Origin of the sequence: Streptomyces sp. NPDC059696 (assembly GCF_042733745.1) — a bacterium.
GTDB lineage: Bacteria > Actinomycetota > Actinomycetes > Streptomycetales > Streptomycetaceae > Streptomyces.
On the sequence record NZ_JBHWFG010000022.1, the window covers coordinates 28,375 to 44,253 of the forward strand.

Genomic DNA, 15,879 nt, shown 5'->3' on the forward strand with positions numbered 1-15,879 from the left:
GCCTCGGCCCGGGCGGTCCGGGCCTCGGCCAGTTCGGCCTCCGACTCCTCGGCGAAGTCGCGGGCGTCGTGAGCCGTGCGGGCCAGTTCCGTCAGCCGGCCGGCGGGGCAGCCGGTGCGCCAGGAGGCGAGCCGGGCGGCCAGTTCGCGGTCCTTGCCGAGCCGGGCGGCGAGGGTGCGGATCTCCTCGTCCCGCTCGGTGGCCCGGGCGCGCAGTGCCTGCCGCTCCTCGTCGGCGGCGTGCTCGTCGTGCATGGCCGGGTTCGGCGGGACGAGGAACACGTCGCCGCTGTCGGTGTCCGGGGCCGGGGTCGGGGCGAGCAGGGCGGCGGCGGTGCCGACCGCCACGGCGGAGCGGGGCAGCAGCGCCGCGTCGCCCAGGGCCTCCCGGGCGCGCGCGTGGGAGTCCGGGTCGGTGATGATCACGCCGTCGACCAGCTCGGGCCGGGCGGCGAGCACGCGCGCGTGGTCGGCCGGGTCGACGGCCTGGGCGAGATAGCGCCAGCCGGGCAGCGCGGGAATGCCGTGCTCGCCGAGGAACTCGACCGTGGCCAGCACGTCCGGGCCGGGCGGCAGCAGTCCCCCGTCGCCGAGGGCGCCGAGGATCCGGGAGTCGTCGGCGGCGGCCGTGCGCAGATCGAACAGCTGCCGTTCGGCGGAGGAGACGGCGTCGTCGAGCAGGTCGCGCAGTTCGTCGGCGAAGCGGTCGAGTTCCTCGGCGGTGAGCCCCTGCTCGCCGGTGGCCGGCTGGGCGGTGGCCTCACGGTCCGTGTCGTGGCGGGGCTGCGGGATGCCCGGGCGGGTCTGCGGGGTCAGGCCGAGCAGTTCCGCCAGCCGCTCCTCCCCTGCCAGCGCCTCGGCGGTGCGGCGCTCGGCCTGGTACGACCGCTCCGCGGCCGTGGCCGCGTCGGCGGCGCGGGCCGCGGTCAGTTCCGCGCGGGACTCGGCGGAAGCGGCTTCCCTGGCCTGCTCCGTGGCGCGGCGGGACGCCTCGCGGGCCGCGTCCCAGGCGGCGACGGCGGACTTCTCGGCGTCGCTGGCGGCCAGGGCCGCGCGGGCCGGGTCGGCGTCGGGGGCGGAGTCGTCGAGCCAGCCGGCGCGGACCGCTTCTGCGGTCTCCTGCTCGACCTCGGCGAGGCGCTGCCGGAGGTGGCCGATCTCGCTGCGGGCTCGCTGGGCCTGCGTGGCGGCGGCGGTGGAGTCCCGGTAGGCGGCGTCGCTGACCTCCTGGAGGGCGGCGGAGCGCTCCTCCTCCTCGTTGGCGTGGCTCTCCGCCTTCTCCGCGGCCGCGTGCAGGGCCCGCACGAGGTCGACGGCGGCCCTGGAGCGGGCGGCCAGGGCGGGCGCGGCATCGCGCTCGGCCTCCTGGATGGCGGCGGAGACGCGGGTGACGCGGTCGGAGGCGGCGCGGTGGCGCAGTACGGCCTCGGCGGCCTGCCACGCCGAGTGCAGGGTGCGGGCGTCGGCGAGCTCGCGCTTCTGCGCGGCGGCGGACTTCTCGGCTCCGGCGAGCGCCAGTGAGGCGTGCCGGTAGGCGAGCTCGGCCGAGATGAGGGCGCTGCGCTCGCGGGCCGCCTCGGCGTGGGTGACGGCGTACGCGGCGGCGGTGACCCGCTGGGCGAGGTCGGCGGCCCGGACCCGCTCCCGCACGCCGCGCGCGGACAACCTGCGCGCGAGGTTCCGGGTACGGCGTTCGGCCGCGGCGTGGATGTCCCGCGCGCGTGAGCGGGTCTCGGCGGCCTCGACGATCCGACCGAGGAGGTCGACGGACCCGGCCGTGAAGTCGCGTTCGGCGATCAGCTCGGCGCGCCGGCCCAGCTTGTTGCCGAAGCCGCTGACCAGGTCGGCGAGCCCGTCGGTGTCCCGGGTGTCGGTGACGGCACGCAGCAGCAGGTCGGTGAAGTCGGAGTCCTTCTTGACGGCGAAGAGGCCGGCCGCCTCGCCCTCGTCGGCGTTCATCTCGCGCTGGTAGCGGAAGAGTTCGGGGTCGAGGCCGAGGTCGCCGAGGTGCTCGATCCAGCGGTCGTGGATGTCCTCCCAGTGCACCTCCAGGTGCGGGTAGGTCTTGCCCGCCTCCGTGAGGGCGTCGCGGAAGCCCTTCATGGTGCGGCGCCGCCCACGGGCACTGGACTGGCCCTCGGCCGGGGCCCGTACGGCGGTGGCCTCGGCCACGGGGAGGCTGTCGAGGCTCAGCCCGGGGCCGGGGCGGAAGGAGTACCAGGCCTCGGCGAACTTGCGCGGGTCGTTGGAGACCTGCCGTCCGCGCCACTCGCTGACCTTGCCGACGACGACGCACTCGCCGGTCAGCACGTGCTGCCACTCCAGGGCGACGTGTCCGCAGTCGTCGGCGAGCAGGAACTTGCGCAGCACGCCGGAGCTGGCGCCGCCGAGGGTGTTGCGGTGGCCCGGGAGCATCACGGAGAAGATCAGCTTGAGCAGCACCGACTTGCCGCCGCCGTTCTCCAGGAAGAGCACGCCCGCGGGTGCGGGCCGGCGCGGCGGGCCGACCGGCTCGTCCTCGAAGAACTCCGCCTGCGTGGGCGCGGGGTCGGGCACGACCTCGCCCACGCCCCGCAGGTCAAGCACGGTGTCGGCGTAGCGCGCACCGGCGGGACCGATCGAGTAGAGGCGGACCCGGGACAGCTCGTACATGGCGGACTCTCGTAAGTCTTCGTGAAGTGGGGGGGTCAGGAAGTGGGGGGGTCAGGAGGAGTGGAACGGCAGCCCGGCGTCGGCGACCAGTTCCAGGTCGTCGCTCTCCTCGGGGGGCAGCAGCGTCGGAGTGCCGTCGGTGACCGGGACGACGCCCAGCTCCAGCAGCTCGGCCAGGGCGGCGCTGCCGGCCATGTCGCGGACCTGGAGCTGGTAGCGCGCGGTCGTGCGGTACGTGCCGCCGTGGTCGTCACCGGTGCGCTGCAGGAAGCCGGACTCGGTGAGGAACGCGGCGGCCTTGGCGACGATGCCGGTGGTGGAACCGGCCAGGCGGCGGGCGTCCTTGGTGGCGCCGGTCGCGCTGCGCCGCACCCAGATCCGCCAGGCGGCCTCGAGACCGGGGGCGTCGGTGGCGGGGTCGGTGTTCTCGCCCTGCTCCTCGGCGCGTTCCTCCAGCCGGTGGCAGGCCTGGCGGACGAAGGCGTCGACGCCGTTGACCGTGACCCGGCCGATGTAGCCGTCGTCGGCGAGGTCCTCGGGGCGGGGGAACGCCATGGCGGCGACGGCGAGATGGGCGAGCCCGTGCAGGAACCGGTCGCCGCCGTCGGCGGACGTACGACGCGCGTAGTCGCCCATGCGGACGGCGAACACCGAGTCCTCGGCGGCGGTCACGGCCATGCCCGCGCGCGGGGAGACCTCCAGCACGATCAGGCCGAGCCCGGTCGCCACGGCGTCCGCGAGCCGCGCGAACGGCGGGTCCTCGCGGTACCGGCGGAGCAGGTCCGCGTACTCCTGGTCGCGGGCGGGCTGCAGTTTGGGCTGCAGCCCGAACGACACGAGCCGAGCCGCGTCGGCGGCGTCGGCGGGCGTGACGGCGGCGGTGGTGACCGCCGGGCCCGGGCTGTCCGCGTCGCCCCACTCGACGTGCTCGCTCACGGCGTGAACTCCTTGACCTCGTAGACGGGATTGCGGGCGCCCTCAGGGGCGCGGGGCACTGCGCGACCGGCCACGAGGGCGTCGCGGCCGGACAGCGGGGGAAACATCACGCGGCCTCCGTCCTGTCCGCCGCCATCCCCGCCGCGTCCAGCAGTGCCGTCCCGACGATGAGGTCGGCCCCGCCGAACTCCGGGTCGTCGAGCTCGGTCCCGTCGTCCACGGCGAACAGCAGCTTCTGCTCGCCCTGCCGGTAGGCCGTACCGACCGGCGGGCTGGCGGCGTGCACTGCCAGCAGGGCCACCAGGTACGGCAGCTCCGGGTCCTGCCGCCGGGCTTGTGCCAGCAGCCCCGACAGGCGGCGCGGCGCGTCCGCCGGCAGGTCGAGCAGCTCCTGCGCGGCCGCCAGCTGCTCCTCGCTGAACCGGCTGTCGTCCGGTGTGGCGATCAGGTCGGGCTCGGGCATCTCCGCACCCAGGTGCTCGCGCTCCACGGGCGGTGTCAGCAGTACGTCGACCAGGTCGCCGACCCGGACGGAGACCGGCGTGCGCAGCCCGGTGCCGCGGCCGAAGTAGGCGTCGGTGACCCGCACGGCCTGCTCCAGCGGCAGCGGGAGCACGGGCGAGACGAGGTGCCCGTAGAGGTCTATGCCCGAGGTCGTCATCGGGGTGGCGAAGGCCTGCCGGTCCTGCTCGGCGCGGAACAGCGGTCCGGCCTCCAGCAGCCGGGACTGCAACTGGGTGTGCCGGCGGATGCAGTCCTTGACGATGTCGACCAGCTCGGCGGTGCGGCGCTTGTGCTCGGGGTCCTCGGACTCGTCGCGCGCCTTGCGGATGTTGGTGAGGATCGCGTTCTCGTGGCGGTAGCGGTCGGCCACGTGCTCCAGGGCCTCGGCGATCATGTCGGGCACGGCCGAGAGCCAGTCCACCGCGCGTACGTTGCGCCGGGTCGCGTCCAGGGCGCGGCGCAGGGTTTCCGAGTACTGCACGGTGCGGTAGCGGGCCTGTTCGGCGGCGAGCTGGGCGTCGGCGAGCCGGCCGCGGATGATCAGCACCTCCAGCTTGACCTCGGCGGCGATCTGCGCGCTGGTGACGTCCGTGTCGAGGGCGCCGACGAGGACGTTGACCGCCTCGTCCGTCGTGCGGAGGTAGACCGTGCCGCCGGGGCCGGGGACCTCCTCGAGCAGTTTGAAGTCGTAGTCACGGCGCACATAGGTGCCGTCCGCGCCGAATGTGCCGTAGACCGCGCGGAAGCCGCGGTCGACGCTGCCGACGTTGATCAGGTTCTCCAGGACCCAGCGGGCCACGCGTTCGTGCTCGGCGGCGGGGCGCTGCGGTGCCTGGGCGGCGATGCGCGGGATGAGGCGGGCGACGATCTGGTCGTGGTCCGCGCCCGTGTCGAAGTCCATGTTCAGGGTGACCAGGTCGATGGCCGAGAGGGCCACCTCCGCCATGCCGTACACCGAGTACTCGCCGGCCAGATTGGCCTTGCGCGCGTCCAGGTCGTGCAGCGGCGCGGTGCAGGCGAGCGCGCGCAGGCGCCGCGCCAGGCCCTCGTCGGCGGCCGGCCCCGGGGCGGGGCGCGGCCCCGCGCTGAGCTGGGGCGGAACGCTGTCCGTGGATGCAGGCGAAGTCACGGTGCACAGACTAGGTCCTGGGTCTGACAACCGCCCAAACGACGCGGGTGCGCCCCGCTGAGCCGCGCCCCGCGGCGGGGCGCCCCTGGGCCCCGGCCCTCAGCCGTCCTCGCCGACCCGCCGCCGGTAGACCTCGACCACGCGCTCCAGCGAGTCGTCGAGATAGCCGGCGAGCAGGCGCTCGGCCTCCTCGCGGTCGCCACTTTGAAGCGCCTCCAGAATCGCGACATTTCGCGCGATGTACGGTTCGTGCAGTCGTTGCGGCTCGTCCACCACGTGGAAGGCGAGCCGCAGTTCGGCGAAGACGCTGCGCATCAGCTCGGCGGTGCGCTCGCTCGCGGCGAGGGCGACCAGTTCCCGGTGGAAGTGGATGTTCGCGGTACCCACCGCCTTCCAGTCACCTTCCCGGGCCGCACGGCGCCCCTCTTCGACCGCCCCGGCGAGCCCCTCCAGGCCGTACGGCGGCTCTCCGAGACCCCGGACGACGGCGCACTCGACGAGCCGCCGGGTGCGGTAGATGTCCTCGACGTCCTCCACGGTCAGGACCCGGACGAAGACGCCCCGGTTCAGTTCGTGGACGAGCAGGCGCTCGTGCGTGAGCAGCCGGAACGCCTCGCGCAGCGTGTTGCGCGAGACGCCGAGCGCGCCGCCGATGCTGTCCTCCGACAGGCGCGTGCCGGGCGGGAAGTAGCCCTCGGCGATCCGGCTCCTGAGGATGTCCGAGACCCGTTCCGCGGTGCTGGTGCGCCCGAGGAGAGCCCGGTCGTCGGCGAGGTCCTTCAGCTGCTCTGCCATGCCGGAATTCAATCGCAGATCACAAGAACGAACCAACATGGGTATTGAGGGATCGTTGAACAATCCTCTACGGTGCTACGCACAGCGTCGCGGCGGCGGGCCGTTCTCCTCCACGGTCCCGGCCGCCTCCGTACGGCACGGCTCACCCCGAAGCACCCTCCATCCTCCCTCTGCGAGGTGCCCATGAGCACGACCCCTCCACGTGAGGCCCTGACCGACGACACACGCCCCGCGACCTCCGAACACACCCCGGACGACGGGGCGTTCGGCTGGCTGCGCGCCCTGGGCCCGCGCGGCCGCCGCGCCTTCGCCGGTGCCTTCGGCGGCTATGCCCTGGACTCGTACGACTACTTCACGCTGCCGCTCAGCATGGTCGCGCTGTCCGCCTACTTCGGTCTGAACAGCGGCCAGACCGGTCTGTTCACCACGGTCACGCTGGTGGTCTCCGCGGTCGGCGGCGCTCTCGCGGGCGTGCTCGCGGACCGTGTCGGGCGGGTGCGGGCCCTGATGGTCACGGTGATCACCTACGCGGTGTTCACCGTCGCCTGCGGCTTCGCGCCCAACTACGAGACACTGCTGGTCTTCCGCGCGCTGCAGGGCCTCGGCTTCGGCGGCGAGTGGGCGGTCGGCGCGATCCTGGTCGCCGAGTACGCGAGTGCCAGGAACCGGGGGCGCACGCTCGGGGCGATCCAGAGCTCCTGGGCCGTCGGCTGGGGCCTGGCGGTCATCGTCTACACCCTGGTCTTCTCCGTGGCCGGCGACGACCTCGCCTGGCGCATCATGTTCTGGACCGGGGCGCTGCCCGCGCTGCTCGTCATCTGGCTGCGGCGCAGTGTGCACGATGCTCCCGAGGCGGCCGCGGCGCGTGAACAGAGCGCCGACAAGGGCTCGTTCACGGCGATCTTCAAGCCCGGACTGCTGCGGATCACCCTGTTCGCGGGACTGCTCTCGACCGGCGTCCAGGGCGGCTACTACACGCTGGCCACCTGGGTGCCGACGTATCTGAAGTCCGAGCGCGACCTGTCGGTCGTCGGCACCGGCGGCTATCTGACGTTCCTCATATCGGGCGCCTTCATCGGTTACCTGACCGGCGGCTACCTCACCGACAAGCTGGGCCGGCGGCGCAACATCTGGCTCTTCGCCCTGCTGTCGGCGCTGTGCATCCTGGCGTACGCGAACATCCCGAGCGGCGCCAACACCCTGCTGCTGGTGCTCGGGTTCCCGCTCGGGTTCTGCATGTCGGCCATCTTCAGCGGCTTCGGGTCCTACCTGAGCGAGCTGTACCCGACGGCGGTGCGCGGGACGGGGCAGGGCTTCACGTACAACACCGGCCGCGCGGTGGGTGCCGTGTTCCCGACGACGGTCGGGTTCCTGGCCGACAGCTGGGGCGTCGGCGGCGCACTGGTCTTCGGAGCGATCGGCTACGGCATCGCGGCGCTGGCACTGCTCGGGCTGCCGGAGACGCGCGGGAAGGAGCTCGCATGAACCCCACGAGCGCCGGGACGGAGGACCGTCCCGTCGTCCTGGTCGACGAGCGGGCACACGCGTGGAGCCCCGCCACGGCCCGGGCCCGCTTCCGGGACGGCCTGACGGGCCCCACGGCCGGGGTCGCGGCGGGCCACACCCAGGCCAACCTGATCTCGGTCCCCGCCGACTGGGCCTACGACATGCTGCTGTTCTGCCAGCGCAACCCCAAGCCCTGCCCGGTCCTCGACGTCACGGACGCGGGCTCCTGGAGCACCGTGCTGGCGGGCGGCGCGGACCTGCGCACCGACCTGCCGCGCTACCGGGTGTGGCGGGACGGCGAGCTGGTGGACGAGCCGACGGACGTGCGCGCGTACTGGCGGGACGACCTGGTGTCGTTCCTCATCGGGTGCAGCTTCACCTTCGAATGGGCCCTCGGCGAGGCGGGCGTGCCGATCCGCCACGTCGAGCAGGGCCGCAACGTCCCGATGTACGTGACGAGCCGCCAGTGCCGGCCGGCGGGGCGGCTGCACGGACCGCTGGTGGTGTCCATGCGGCCGGTGCCGCCCCGGCATCTGGCCGCGGCGATCCGGGAGAGCAGTCTGCTGCCGGCGGTGCACGGCAGCCCCGTGCACTGCGGGGATCCCGCGGGCCTCGGCATCGACGACCTCGGCCGCCCCGACTTCGGGGACCCGGTGGACGCCGAGCCGGACGACATCCCGGTCTTCTGGGCCTGCGGAGTGACCCCGCAGGCTGCCGTGACGGCCTCCCGTCCGCCGTTCGCCCTCACCCACGCCCCGGGGCAGATGTTCCTCACCGACGCCCGCGACGAGCAGTACCGCGTGGCCTGACCGGAGACACCACACATGACCTCGATCGACCTGAACGCCGACCTCGGCGAGGGCTTCGGCCGCTGGCGCCTCACCGACGACGAACAGCTGCTGTCCGTCGTCACCAGCGCCAACGTGGCGTGCGGCTTCCACGCCGGGGACGCCGCCACCATGCGCCGGGTGTGCGAGCTGGCGGCCGGGCGCGGGGTCCGGATCGGCGCCCAGGTCTCCTACCGGGACCTGGCCGGATTCGGGCGGCGCGCGATGGACGTGCCGCCCGCCGAGCTGGCGGCGGAAGTGGCCTACCAGATCGGCGCGTTGGAGGTCTTCGCGCGCGCCGCGGGCGCCCGCGTCGCCTACGTCAAACCGCACGGCGCGCTCTACAACCGGGTCGTGCGCGACGAGGAACAGGCCGCCGCGGTCGTCGACGGCGTGCTCCTGGCGGACGCCGCGCTTCCCGTCCTCGGACTGCCCGGCTCGCGCCTGCTGGAGCTGGCCGGGAAGGCCGGACTGCCGGTCGTCACCGAGGCGTTCGCGGACCGGGCGTACACCGACGAGGGCACCCTGGTGCCGCGCACCCTGGAGGGCGCGGTCGTCACCGACCCGGACGCCGTCGTGGAACGCTCCCTGGGCCTGGCCCGTTCCGGCGAGGTCGTCTCCCGCTCGGGAACCCGGGTCGAGGTCCGCGCGCGTTCGCTGTGCCTGCACGGCGACACCCCGGGCGCGGTGGAGCTCGCGCGCCGGGTGCGCGAGCGGCTGGAGGCCTCGGGGGTCCGGGTGGAGGCCTTCGCATGAGGGTGCTGCCCGTCGGCGAGGACGCCCTGCTCGTCGAGGTCTCCTCGGACGACGAGGCCCAGGCCCTGCACGCGGAGCTGCTGCGGCGCCGCGCGGAGGGAACTCTCGCGGCCCGTGAGATCGTCCCGGCGGCCCGCACGGTCCTCCTCGACGGCCTGGACGCCCCCGCCCGGCTGGCCGCCGAACTGGCCGCCGCCGAGCTGCCGCCCACTCCCCCGCGCGCGGGTGAGGTCGTGGAGATCCCGGTGCGCTACGACGGACCGGACCTGGCCGACGTCGCCGGCCACTGGGGCGTGCCGGAGCGGGAGGTCGCCCGCATCCACGGCGCGACCGAGTTCCGCGTCGCCTTCTGCGGCTTCGCCCCCGGCTTCGGCTACCTCACCGGGCTCCCCTCCCGCTACGACGTCCCGCGCCGGGCGACTCCCCGCACGGCCGTCCCCGCGGGGTCGGTCGCCCTGGCGGGTCCGTACACCGGCGTGTACCCGCGCTCGTCGCCGGGCGGCTGGCAGCTGATCGGCACGACGGACGTGGTGCTGTGGGACCACGCGCGCGTACCGGCCGCGCTGCTGTCGCCCGGCACGCGCGTGCGGTTCGTCCCCGGGGCGGGGTCATGACGGACCGTGCGCTCGCCGTCGTCCGGCCCGGGGCCCTCACGACCGTGCAGGACGCGGGCCGCCCCGGCCATGCCCACCTCGGCGTGCCCCGCTCCGGGGCGCTGGACCGGCCCGCCGCGGACCTCGCCAACCGGCTCGTCGGGAATCCGCCCGGGGCGGCCGTGCTGGAGACGACCCTCGACGGCTGTGCCGTGCGCCCCCGTTCGACCGTCACGGTGGCGGTGGCGGGCGCGCCCTGCCGGGTCACGGTGGACGGGCGCCCCGTCGCCTGGGGTGCGCCGGTGCGGGTGCCCGCGGGGGCGCTGCTGGACGTCGGACCCGCCGTGTCGGGCGTCCGCGCCTATCTGGGGGTCTCCGGAGGCGTCACGGTCGAGCCGGTGCTGGGCAGCAGGTCGACGGACCTGCTGTCGGGGCTCGGTCCGGCCCCTCTCGCGGTCGGCACGGTGCTGCCCCTGGGACGGCCGTCCGGCGTGCACGCGCGCGTGGACGTGGCCCCGCAGCCGGCGCCACCGGCCGAGCTGGTCCTGCGGGTGACGCCCGGTCCGCGCGACGGCTGGTTCACGCCGGAGGCCGTACACACCTTCCTCTCCCGTGCCTACCGTGTGTCCTCCGCGAGCAACCGCATCGGGCTGCGCACGGAGGGACCCGCCCTGGACCGGGCCCGGCCGGGCGAACTGCCCAGTGAGGGCATGGTGCTGGGCGCCGTACAGGTCCCGCCGGACGGCAGGCCGGTGGTGTTCCTCGCCGACCATCCGACGACCGGGGGCTACCCGGTGATCGCCGTGGTCCGCGCCGCCGACCTCGCGGCCGCCGCCCAGGCGGTCCCCGGCACGCCGGTGCGCTTCGTGGCGGTTCGCCGCCGGTAGGCACGCACCGGGACAGCCCCCGTCAGGCCGCGTCCACCTGCCCCGGCACCGACAGGGCGGCGAGCGCGGCGGACACCGCGGCCGAGGCCCTCAGGTCGAGCCGGGCGCTTGTGCCCCGGGCACGGTGCCGGAGTTCGTCGGCGGCCAGGGTCAGGAGCTGCGGCACCAGGTCGGTGCAGCGGCGCGCCACCCAGCCGGTGCCGGCCGTGGCCAGCCACCACAGGCTCGCGGAGGTCGTCGGGAGGGGGGACTCGGGCTCGGGCGAGGGGGCGGGACCCGTGGCGAGGCCGCGCGCGGCGAGCAGCGCGTGGAAGCGCAGGGCGAGTTGGCGGTGCCCGCGTTCGGCGGGGTGCAGCCGGTCCGCGCTCCACAAGGCACGGTCGGTGGTCCAGTCGCCCTCGCACGCGTGCAGGTGCAGCGCCTCGTACCGCTCGGACAGGGCGTGCACCACCGTGTTCACGGCCCGTTGCCGCCGGGCCAGCGGGTGGGCGAGGGCCCCCGGCAGGCCGAGCATCGTGCCCGGGTCGGGCAGGCAGGCGGTGAGCAGGACCGCTCCCTGCCCGGTGCAGGCCGCGTACACCCGGTCGAGCCGGGCGGCCACGGCCCGTATGTCGAAGGTGCAGCGCAGGGTGTCGTTGACGCCGACGACGACGGACACGAGGTCCGGCCGCAGCTCCAGCGCGGCGGGCAGCTGCCGCTCCAGCACGTCCCGGGTCTGTGAGCCGCTCACCGCGAGGTTGGTGAATGCGACGGGCTCCTCGGCCAGCCCGTCCGCGAGCAGCGCGGCCCAGCCGCGCCACGCCCCGTCGCCGACGGGATCCCCCACGCCCTCGGTGAGCGAGTCCCCGAGGGCCACGAACCGCAGCGGCGCCCCGCCCCGCGAAGGCGTGCCGCACCGCGCGGGCGTCTCACCCCGCGAAGGCGTCCCGCACCGCGAACGCGTCCCGCACCGCGAACGCGTCTCACCCCACGAAGGCGCCCCGCACAGCGAACGCCCCTCACACGACAGAGGTATTCCGCCCCGCGCAGGCCCCTGATCCCAGGCAGGTCCCTCACGCCCCGGAAGCTGATCCGACCGCCGGGGTCTCATGTCACACCCCCGGGCACGAACGGCCGCACCGGAGGCACCGGACGCACCGGGACGGCCGCGTCGTGCGCCGTGAGGAACGCGTCGACCGCCGCGTCCCAGCCGAAGCACTCCGCACGCGCGCGTGCCACCTCGCGCCGGTCCGCCTCCAAGTGCTCCAGCACCTGGTCGACGGCGTCCGCGAAGGCCGCCCCGTGGTCCGCGGCGACGGCTCCGGCGGAGCCGATCACCTCCGACAGCGCGGACGAGGCGCTCGCCACCACGGGCGTGCCGCAGGCCATCGCCTCCAGCGCGGCGAGCCCGAAGGTCTCGGCGGGCCCCGGCGCCAGGGCCAGGTCGGCGGAGGCCTGGAGTGCGCCGAGCAGCCCCCGGTCGGAGACGTGCCCGAGGAAGGTGACCGGCAGTCCGCTCTCGCGTGCCCGGTGTTCGAGCCGGGCGCGCAGCGGACCGTCCCCGGCCACCACCAGCACGGCCCGCCGCCCCCGCCGCCGCAACGCCTCCAGGGCGTCGAGCGCCGTGCCGGGCCGCTTCTCCACGGACAGCCGCGAGCACATCACGAGCAGCGTCTCGCCCGCACGCGCGTACCGGGCGCGCAGCTCCGGGTCGTGCAGCGCCGGGTGCCGCTGCGCCAGGTCGACGCCGAGCGGGGCCCGGACGACGTTGCGGGCGCCGATCCGCACGAACTCGCGCTCGGCGAACTCGGTGGTGCACACCACGCGCGAGTAGGTGTGGGCCGTGCGGACGTTGAGGGCGTCGGCGGCGCGCCGGGCGGCTCCCTCGGGCACACCCCAGGTGCGCAGCACCCCGTCGGCCGTCTCGTGGGAGACCATCACGGACGGGACCCGGGCGCGCCGCGCCCACCTGCCGGTCCACCTCAGGGTCGTGCGGTCGGACACCTCCAGCCGGTCCGGCGCGAGTTCCTCCAGGAGCCGGGCCACCCGCCGTTTGTCGGCGAGGACGCGGTAGCCGCCGGTGCCGGGCAGCAGCGGCCCGGGGAGTGTGATCACCCGGCCCTGCTCGGTCTCGTGGTCGCCGGCGCGCTCTCCGGGGATGACGAGGACGGGTTCGTGTCCGGCGGCCTTGAAGCCCTTGCCGAGTTCGCGCAGCGCGGTGCGCAGTCCGCCGGAGGAGGGGGCGACGAAGTTGGCGAGCCGGACGATCCGCAGCGCCTGGCGGCCGCTGCCGGGGCGGGAGCCGCTCATGCCGCCACCGCCGTCCGGCGCCCGGCGAGCACCTTGGTGTAGTGCCCGATGAGCCGGTCGCCGACGGCCGCCCAGGTGCGGCCCTCGACGGTGGCGCGTCCGGCGGTGCCGAAGGCGGCCCGCAGCCCGGGAGCGGCGGCCAGGGACCGCACCGCGTCCCGGACGGCGTTCGCGTCGCGCGGCGGTACCAGCAGCCCGGTGTGCCCGTGGGCGACCAGGTCCAGCGGTCCGCCCGCGGCGGGTGCCACCACCGGCAGGCCGCTGGCCATGGCCTCCTGGACCGTCTGGCAGAAGGTCTCGAAGGGGCCCGTGTGGGCGAAGACGTCGAACGAGGCGAAGACCCGGGCGAGGTCGTCACCGGTGCGCCGGCCGAGGAAGACGGCGCCGGGCAGGGCCCGTTCCAGGCCGGGCCGGCTGGGGCCGTCGCCGACGATCACGACCCGGACGCCCGCGAGGCCGCAGACACCGGCGAGGAGTTCGACCTGCTTCTCGGGGGCGAGCCGGCCGACGTAGCCGACGATCAGCTCGCCGTTCGGGGCGAGTTCGCGGCGCAGTGCCTCGTCGCGCCGGTCCGGCCGGAAACGGTCGGTGTCCACGCCGCGCGGCCACAGCTCGACCCGGGGCACCCCATGGGTCTCCAGGTCGTGCAGGGCCGCACTGGAGGGTGCGAGGGTGAGGTCGGCGGCGCCGTGGACGGAGCGGATGCGCCGCCAGGCGGCGGCCTCCCCGGCGCCCATGTAGGTGCGGGCGTAGCCCGCCAGGTCGGTCTGGTAGACGGCGACGGCGGGGATGCCGAGGCGGGCGGCGGCGGCCATGCCGCGCACGCCGAGGACGAAGGGGCTGGCGAGGTGGACCACGTCGGCACGGTGCTCGACGAGGGTGGCGGCCAGGCGGCGGCTGGGGAGGGCGACGCGGACCTGGGGGTAGCCGGGGAGCGGGAGGGACGGGACGTGGACGACGGGGCAGGGCGCACCGGTGTCGGGCTTGTGCCCGGGTGCGGGAGCCGGGGCGACGACGACGGGGGCGTGGCCGCGCGCGACGAGATGCCGGGCGGTCTGGAGCGCGCAGTGGGCCACGCCGTTCACGTCGGGGGGAAAGGATTCGGTCACGATAACGACGCGCATACCGGTGTTGTCGCCGTGCCGGACGTGGCCGCGTCAACGTGGATCTTTCCGGACGAGGAACGTCCCATGAGCGTCCGATGCGCACCCGTACAGGTCAGGGGGTGTCCATGCCCTCCTGACCCGCGGGTCACCCCCAGTTCACCCTTGGGGCCTGAATCCGCCCCGGCGTCCTTTCGGGCAGGGGGGTCACACAGCGGTCTCCCCGGGACCGATCCGGCTGCGTACGGCCGTCTGGACCTCGGCTTCCTCGGCCGGGTCGGAGGCGAGCCGGCGCAGTCGCTCGACGACGCGGGTGTCTCCGGTCTCGGCGTGCCGGGCGGCGATCTCCCGGGTGGTCTCCTCGCAGTCCCACAGACACTCGACGGCGAATCCGGTGGCGAAGGAGGGGTCGGTGGCGGCGAGGGCCCGGGCGGCCCGGCCGCGCAGATGGGAGGAGGCGGTCTCGCGGTAGATGTGGCGCAGCACCGGTGCGGCGCAGGCGATCCCGAGCCGGCCGGTGCCGTCCACGAGGGTCCACAGGGTCGGCGCGTCGGGGCCTTCGCCCCGGACGGCCTCCCGGAGCGCCGCGAGGACCGGGTCGCGGTCCTGGACTCCGCCCCGGCAGGCGAGCACGCGCCCGGCGGCTGCGCCCAGCGGATCCGGGCGGCGGACCCAGCCACGGGCCCGGTCCACAGCTGCCAGGGAGCGCATCCGCTCGAAGGCGTCGACGGCCGCGTCCACGACGAGGGTCGAGCCGTCGGTCACGGCGCCCTCGATCAGGTCGAGGGCCTCGGGGTCGTTGCCGTCGGCGAGGTACCGCAGCGCCGTGCACCGCGCTCCGTCGGTGCCGTCCTTCGCCGCCCGGACGATCTCGGCCCGGTCCTCCGGTCCTGCCACGGCGCTGAGGCAGCGGGCGGCCGGCACATGGAGGGCGGCTCCGCGCTCGATGCCCTGCTGTGCCCACGCGAAGACGGCTTGCACGCTCCAGCCGGGGCGGGGGCCGGAGGGCCGCATCTGCCGCTGCCAGCGGTCGAAACTGCCCGTCTCGTGGGCGGCACGCACGCGTGCGGCGACGGATGCGCGCGGATCGTCGGCCCACAGCCGCCAGGGCCGGGGCTCGAAGGCGTCCCGGACGGTGGCGGCCAGCTCGGCATCGCCCTCCGGGTCCGCGGGGAACCGGGCGAGGACGGGTGCGGCGAGGGCGCGCAGGCCGGCGTCGTCGTCCCTGAGGGCGAGTTCGTCGAGGGCCCAGGCCCAGTTGGAGCCGTGGGCGGCGTACCTGCGCAGCAGCTCGAGCGCGTCCCGCCTGCCGTAGGAGGCGAGGTGCCCGAGGACGGCGAGGGCCAGCCCGGTGCGTGACTCGTCGCCGTCGAGGACGTCCTCGGCGCAGAAGAGATGGGCCTCGATCTCGTCCAGCTCGCCGTTCAGGTCGAGGTAGAGGCGGGCGTAGTAGAGGGAGCGGTTCTCCACCTGCCAGTCGTGGCGGGGATCGCGCAGCACACAGTGGTTCAGCGCCGCCAGCGCCTCGGGGCGCGGGGCGGTGAGCGCGTGCAGCGTGCCGTCGCCGCGACCCCGCTGGAGCAGGCCGAGCAGCGTACCGCTGGGCGCTATGACCGGATCGAACATGGGAAACAGCCTCACATCAAGCGTCGACGCAACCGGGGACGTGTACTACCTGGCCGCGTGACAACACGTCGGGGCGCCCGCCGTTTCCTGCTTGCTGTAGACCATCTTCCTCTGCCTCTCGTCGGTGGCCCTTGCGGACCGCGTCACGGCCCGCGCGGTGCGGCAAAACCTGCCCAACCATCACGTCCGTGAACCACGTCGTCATGATGACTCGGCACTTCCGTCTGCCGCGACCGAAATTTCGGCGGCCCTTTACCGCCTCCCCCGTTTTCGTTGT

12 protein-coding genes and 1 pseudogene are annotated in these 15,879 nt (G+C 74.9%); 5 read left to right on the plus strand and 8 right to left on the minus strand.

The genetic code is table 11. From position 1 onward, the window contains the following. The 4 genes and pseudogenes from ACFV20_RS23500 to ACFV20_RS23515 all read right to left on the minus strand — a co-directional run. A pseudogene (locus tag ACFV20_RS23500) lies at positions 1-2,651 on the minus strand (hypothetical protein); the annotation flags it as partial. Positions 2,652-2,702: 51 nt separating this feature from the next. Further along, entirely contained in the window at positions 2,703-3,587 is an 885-nt protein-coding gene (locus ACFV20_RS23505) for a hypothetical protein (protein ID WP_385659398.1), read from the minus strand. Positions 3,588-3,693: 106 nt separating this feature from the next. Next, on the minus strand, positions 3,694-5,220 hold the full coding sequence (locus ACFV20_RS23510) for a hypothetical protein (RefSeq protein ID WP_385659399.1): 1,527 nt from the start codon (positions 5,218-5,220) through the stop codon (positions 3,694-3,696). Positions 5,221-5,319: 99 nt separating this feature from the next. Further along, positions 5,320-6,015, minus strand: a complete 696-nt coding sequence (locus ACFV20_RS23515; RefSeq protein WP_385659401.1) for a GntR family transcriptional regulator — start codon at positions 6,013-6,015, stop codon at positions 5,320-5,322. Positions 6,016-6,198: 183 nt separating this feature from the next. Between ACFV20_RS23515 and ACFV20_RS23520 the strand changes: the two genes are divergently transcribed. The 5 genes from ACFV20_RS23520 to ACFV20_RS23540 are packed head-to-tail and all read left to right on the plus strand — an operon-like array spanning position 6,199 to position 10,584. Then, on the plus strand, positions 6,199-7,500 hold the full coding sequence (locus ACFV20_RS23520) for an MFS transporter (RefSeq protein WP_385659403.1): 1,302 nt from the start codon (positions 6,199-6,201) through the stop codon (positions 7,498-7,500). Next, positions 7,497-8,330 carry a putative hydro-lyase gene (locus ACFV20_RS23525; protein WP_385659405.1) on the plus strand — a complete coding sequence of 278 codons (834 nt, stop codon included), beginning with the start codon at positions 7,497-7,499 and terminating at the stop codon, positions 8,328-8,330. Before ACFV20_RS23520 ends, ACFV20_RS23525 begins: the two co-directional genes overlap by 4 nt. 15 nt (positions 8,331-8,345) lie before the next feature. Continuing rightward, positions 8,346-9,104 carry a LamB/YcsF family protein gene (locus ACFV20_RS23530; protein ID WP_385659407.1) on the plus strand — a complete coding sequence of 253 codons (759 nt, stop codon included), beginning with the start codon at positions 8,346-8,348 and terminating at the stop codon, positions 9,102-9,104. Beyond that, the gene (locus ACFV20_RS23535; RefSeq protein WP_385659409.1) at positions 9,101-9,718 is read left to right on the plus strand and encodes an allophanate hydrolase subunit 1; all 618 of its coding nucleotides are present in this window, start codon (positions 9,101-9,103) and stop codon (positions 9,716-9,718) included. Before ACFV20_RS23530 ends, ACFV20_RS23535 begins: the two co-directional genes overlap by 4 nt. Continuing rightward, entirely contained in the window at positions 9,715-10,584 is an 870-nt protein-coding gene (locus tag ACFV20_RS23540) for a biotin-dependent carboxyltransferase family protein (protein ID WP_385659410.1), read from the plus strand. Before ACFV20_RS23535 ends, ACFV20_RS23540 begins: the two co-directional genes overlap by 4 nt. 22 nt (positions 10,585-10,606) lie before the next feature. Here the strand turns inward: ACFV20_RS23540 and ACFV20_RS23545 are convergent, their stop codons facing one another. The 4 genes from ACFV20_RS23545 to ACFV20_RS23560 form a co-directional block, all read right to left on the minus strand. Then, the gene (locus ACFV20_RS23545; RefSeq protein ID WP_385659547.1) at positions 10,607-11,449 is read right to left on the minus strand and encodes an SGNH/GDSL hydrolase family protein; all 843 of its coding nucleotides are present in this window, start codon (positions 11,447-11,449) and stop codon (positions 10,607-10,609) included. A gap of 221 nt (positions 11,450-11,670) precedes the next feature. Further along, positions 11,671-12,873 carry a glycosyltransferase gene (locus tag ACFV20_RS23550; RefSeq protein ID WP_385659412.1) on the minus strand — a complete coding sequence of 401 codons (1,203 nt, stop codon included), beginning with the start codon at positions 12,871-12,873 and terminating at the stop codon, positions 11,671-11,673. Next, complete coding sequence (locus ACFV20_RS23555; RefSeq protein WP_385659414.1) at positions 12,870-13,997, minus strand: glycosyltransferase family 4 protein; 1,128 nt, start codon at positions 13,995-13,997, stop codon at positions 12,870-12,872. Before ACFV20_RS23555 ends, ACFV20_RS23550 begins: the two co-directional genes overlap by 4 nt. Before the next feature lie 186 nt (positions 13,998-14,183). Next, on the minus strand, positions 14,184-15,602 hold the full coding sequence (locus ACFV20_RS23560; protein WP_385659416.1) for a HEAT repeat domain-containing protein: 1,419 nt from the start codon (positions 15,600-15,602) through the stop codon (positions 14,184-14,186). Positions 15,603-15,879 lie beyond the last annotated feature (277 nt).

What these genes read in the sequence shown, in the direction of transcription:
- ACFV20_RS23530 (WP_385659407.1), top strand. Translation starts at nt 8,346, where the DNA reads ATGACCTCGATCGACCTGAACGCCGACCTCGGCGAGGGCTTCGGCCGC.
- ACFV20_RS23555 (WP_385659414.1), bottom strand. Translation starts at nt 13,997, where the DNA reads ATGCGCGTCGTTATCGTGACCGAATCCTTTCCCCCCGACGTGAACGGC.
- ACFV20_RS23535 (WP_385659409.1), top strand. Translation starts at nt 9,101, where the DNA reads ATGAGGGTGCTGCCCGTCGGCGAGGACGCCCTGCTCGTCGAGGTCTCC.
- ACFV20_RS23520 (WP_385659403.1), top strand. Translation starts at nt 6,199, where the DNA reads ATGAGCACGACCCCTCCACGTGAGGCCCTGACCGACGACACACGCCCC.
- ACFV20_RS23525 (WP_385659405.1), top strand. Translation starts at nt 7,497, where the DNA reads ATGAACCCCACGAGCGCCGGGACGGAGGACCGTCCCGTCGTCCTGGTC.
- ACFV20_RS23515 (WP_385659401.1), bottom strand. Translation starts at nt 6,015, where the DNA reads ATGGCAGAGCAGCTGAAGGACCTCGCCGACGACCGGGCTCTCCTCGGG.
- ACFV20_RS23550 (WP_385659412.1), bottom strand. Translation starts at nt 12,873, where the DNA reads ATGAGCGGCTCCCGCCCCGGCAGCGGCCGCCAGGCGCTGCGGATCGTC.
- ACFV20_RS23560 (WP_385659416.1), bottom strand. Translation starts at nt 15,602, where the DNA reads ATGTTCGATCCGGTCATAGCGCCCAGCGGTACGCTGCTCGGCCTGCTC.
- ACFV20_RS23540 (WP_385659410.1), top strand. Translation starts at nt 9,715, where the DNA reads ATGACGGACCGTGCGCTCGCCGTCGTCCGGCCCGGGGCCCTCACGACC.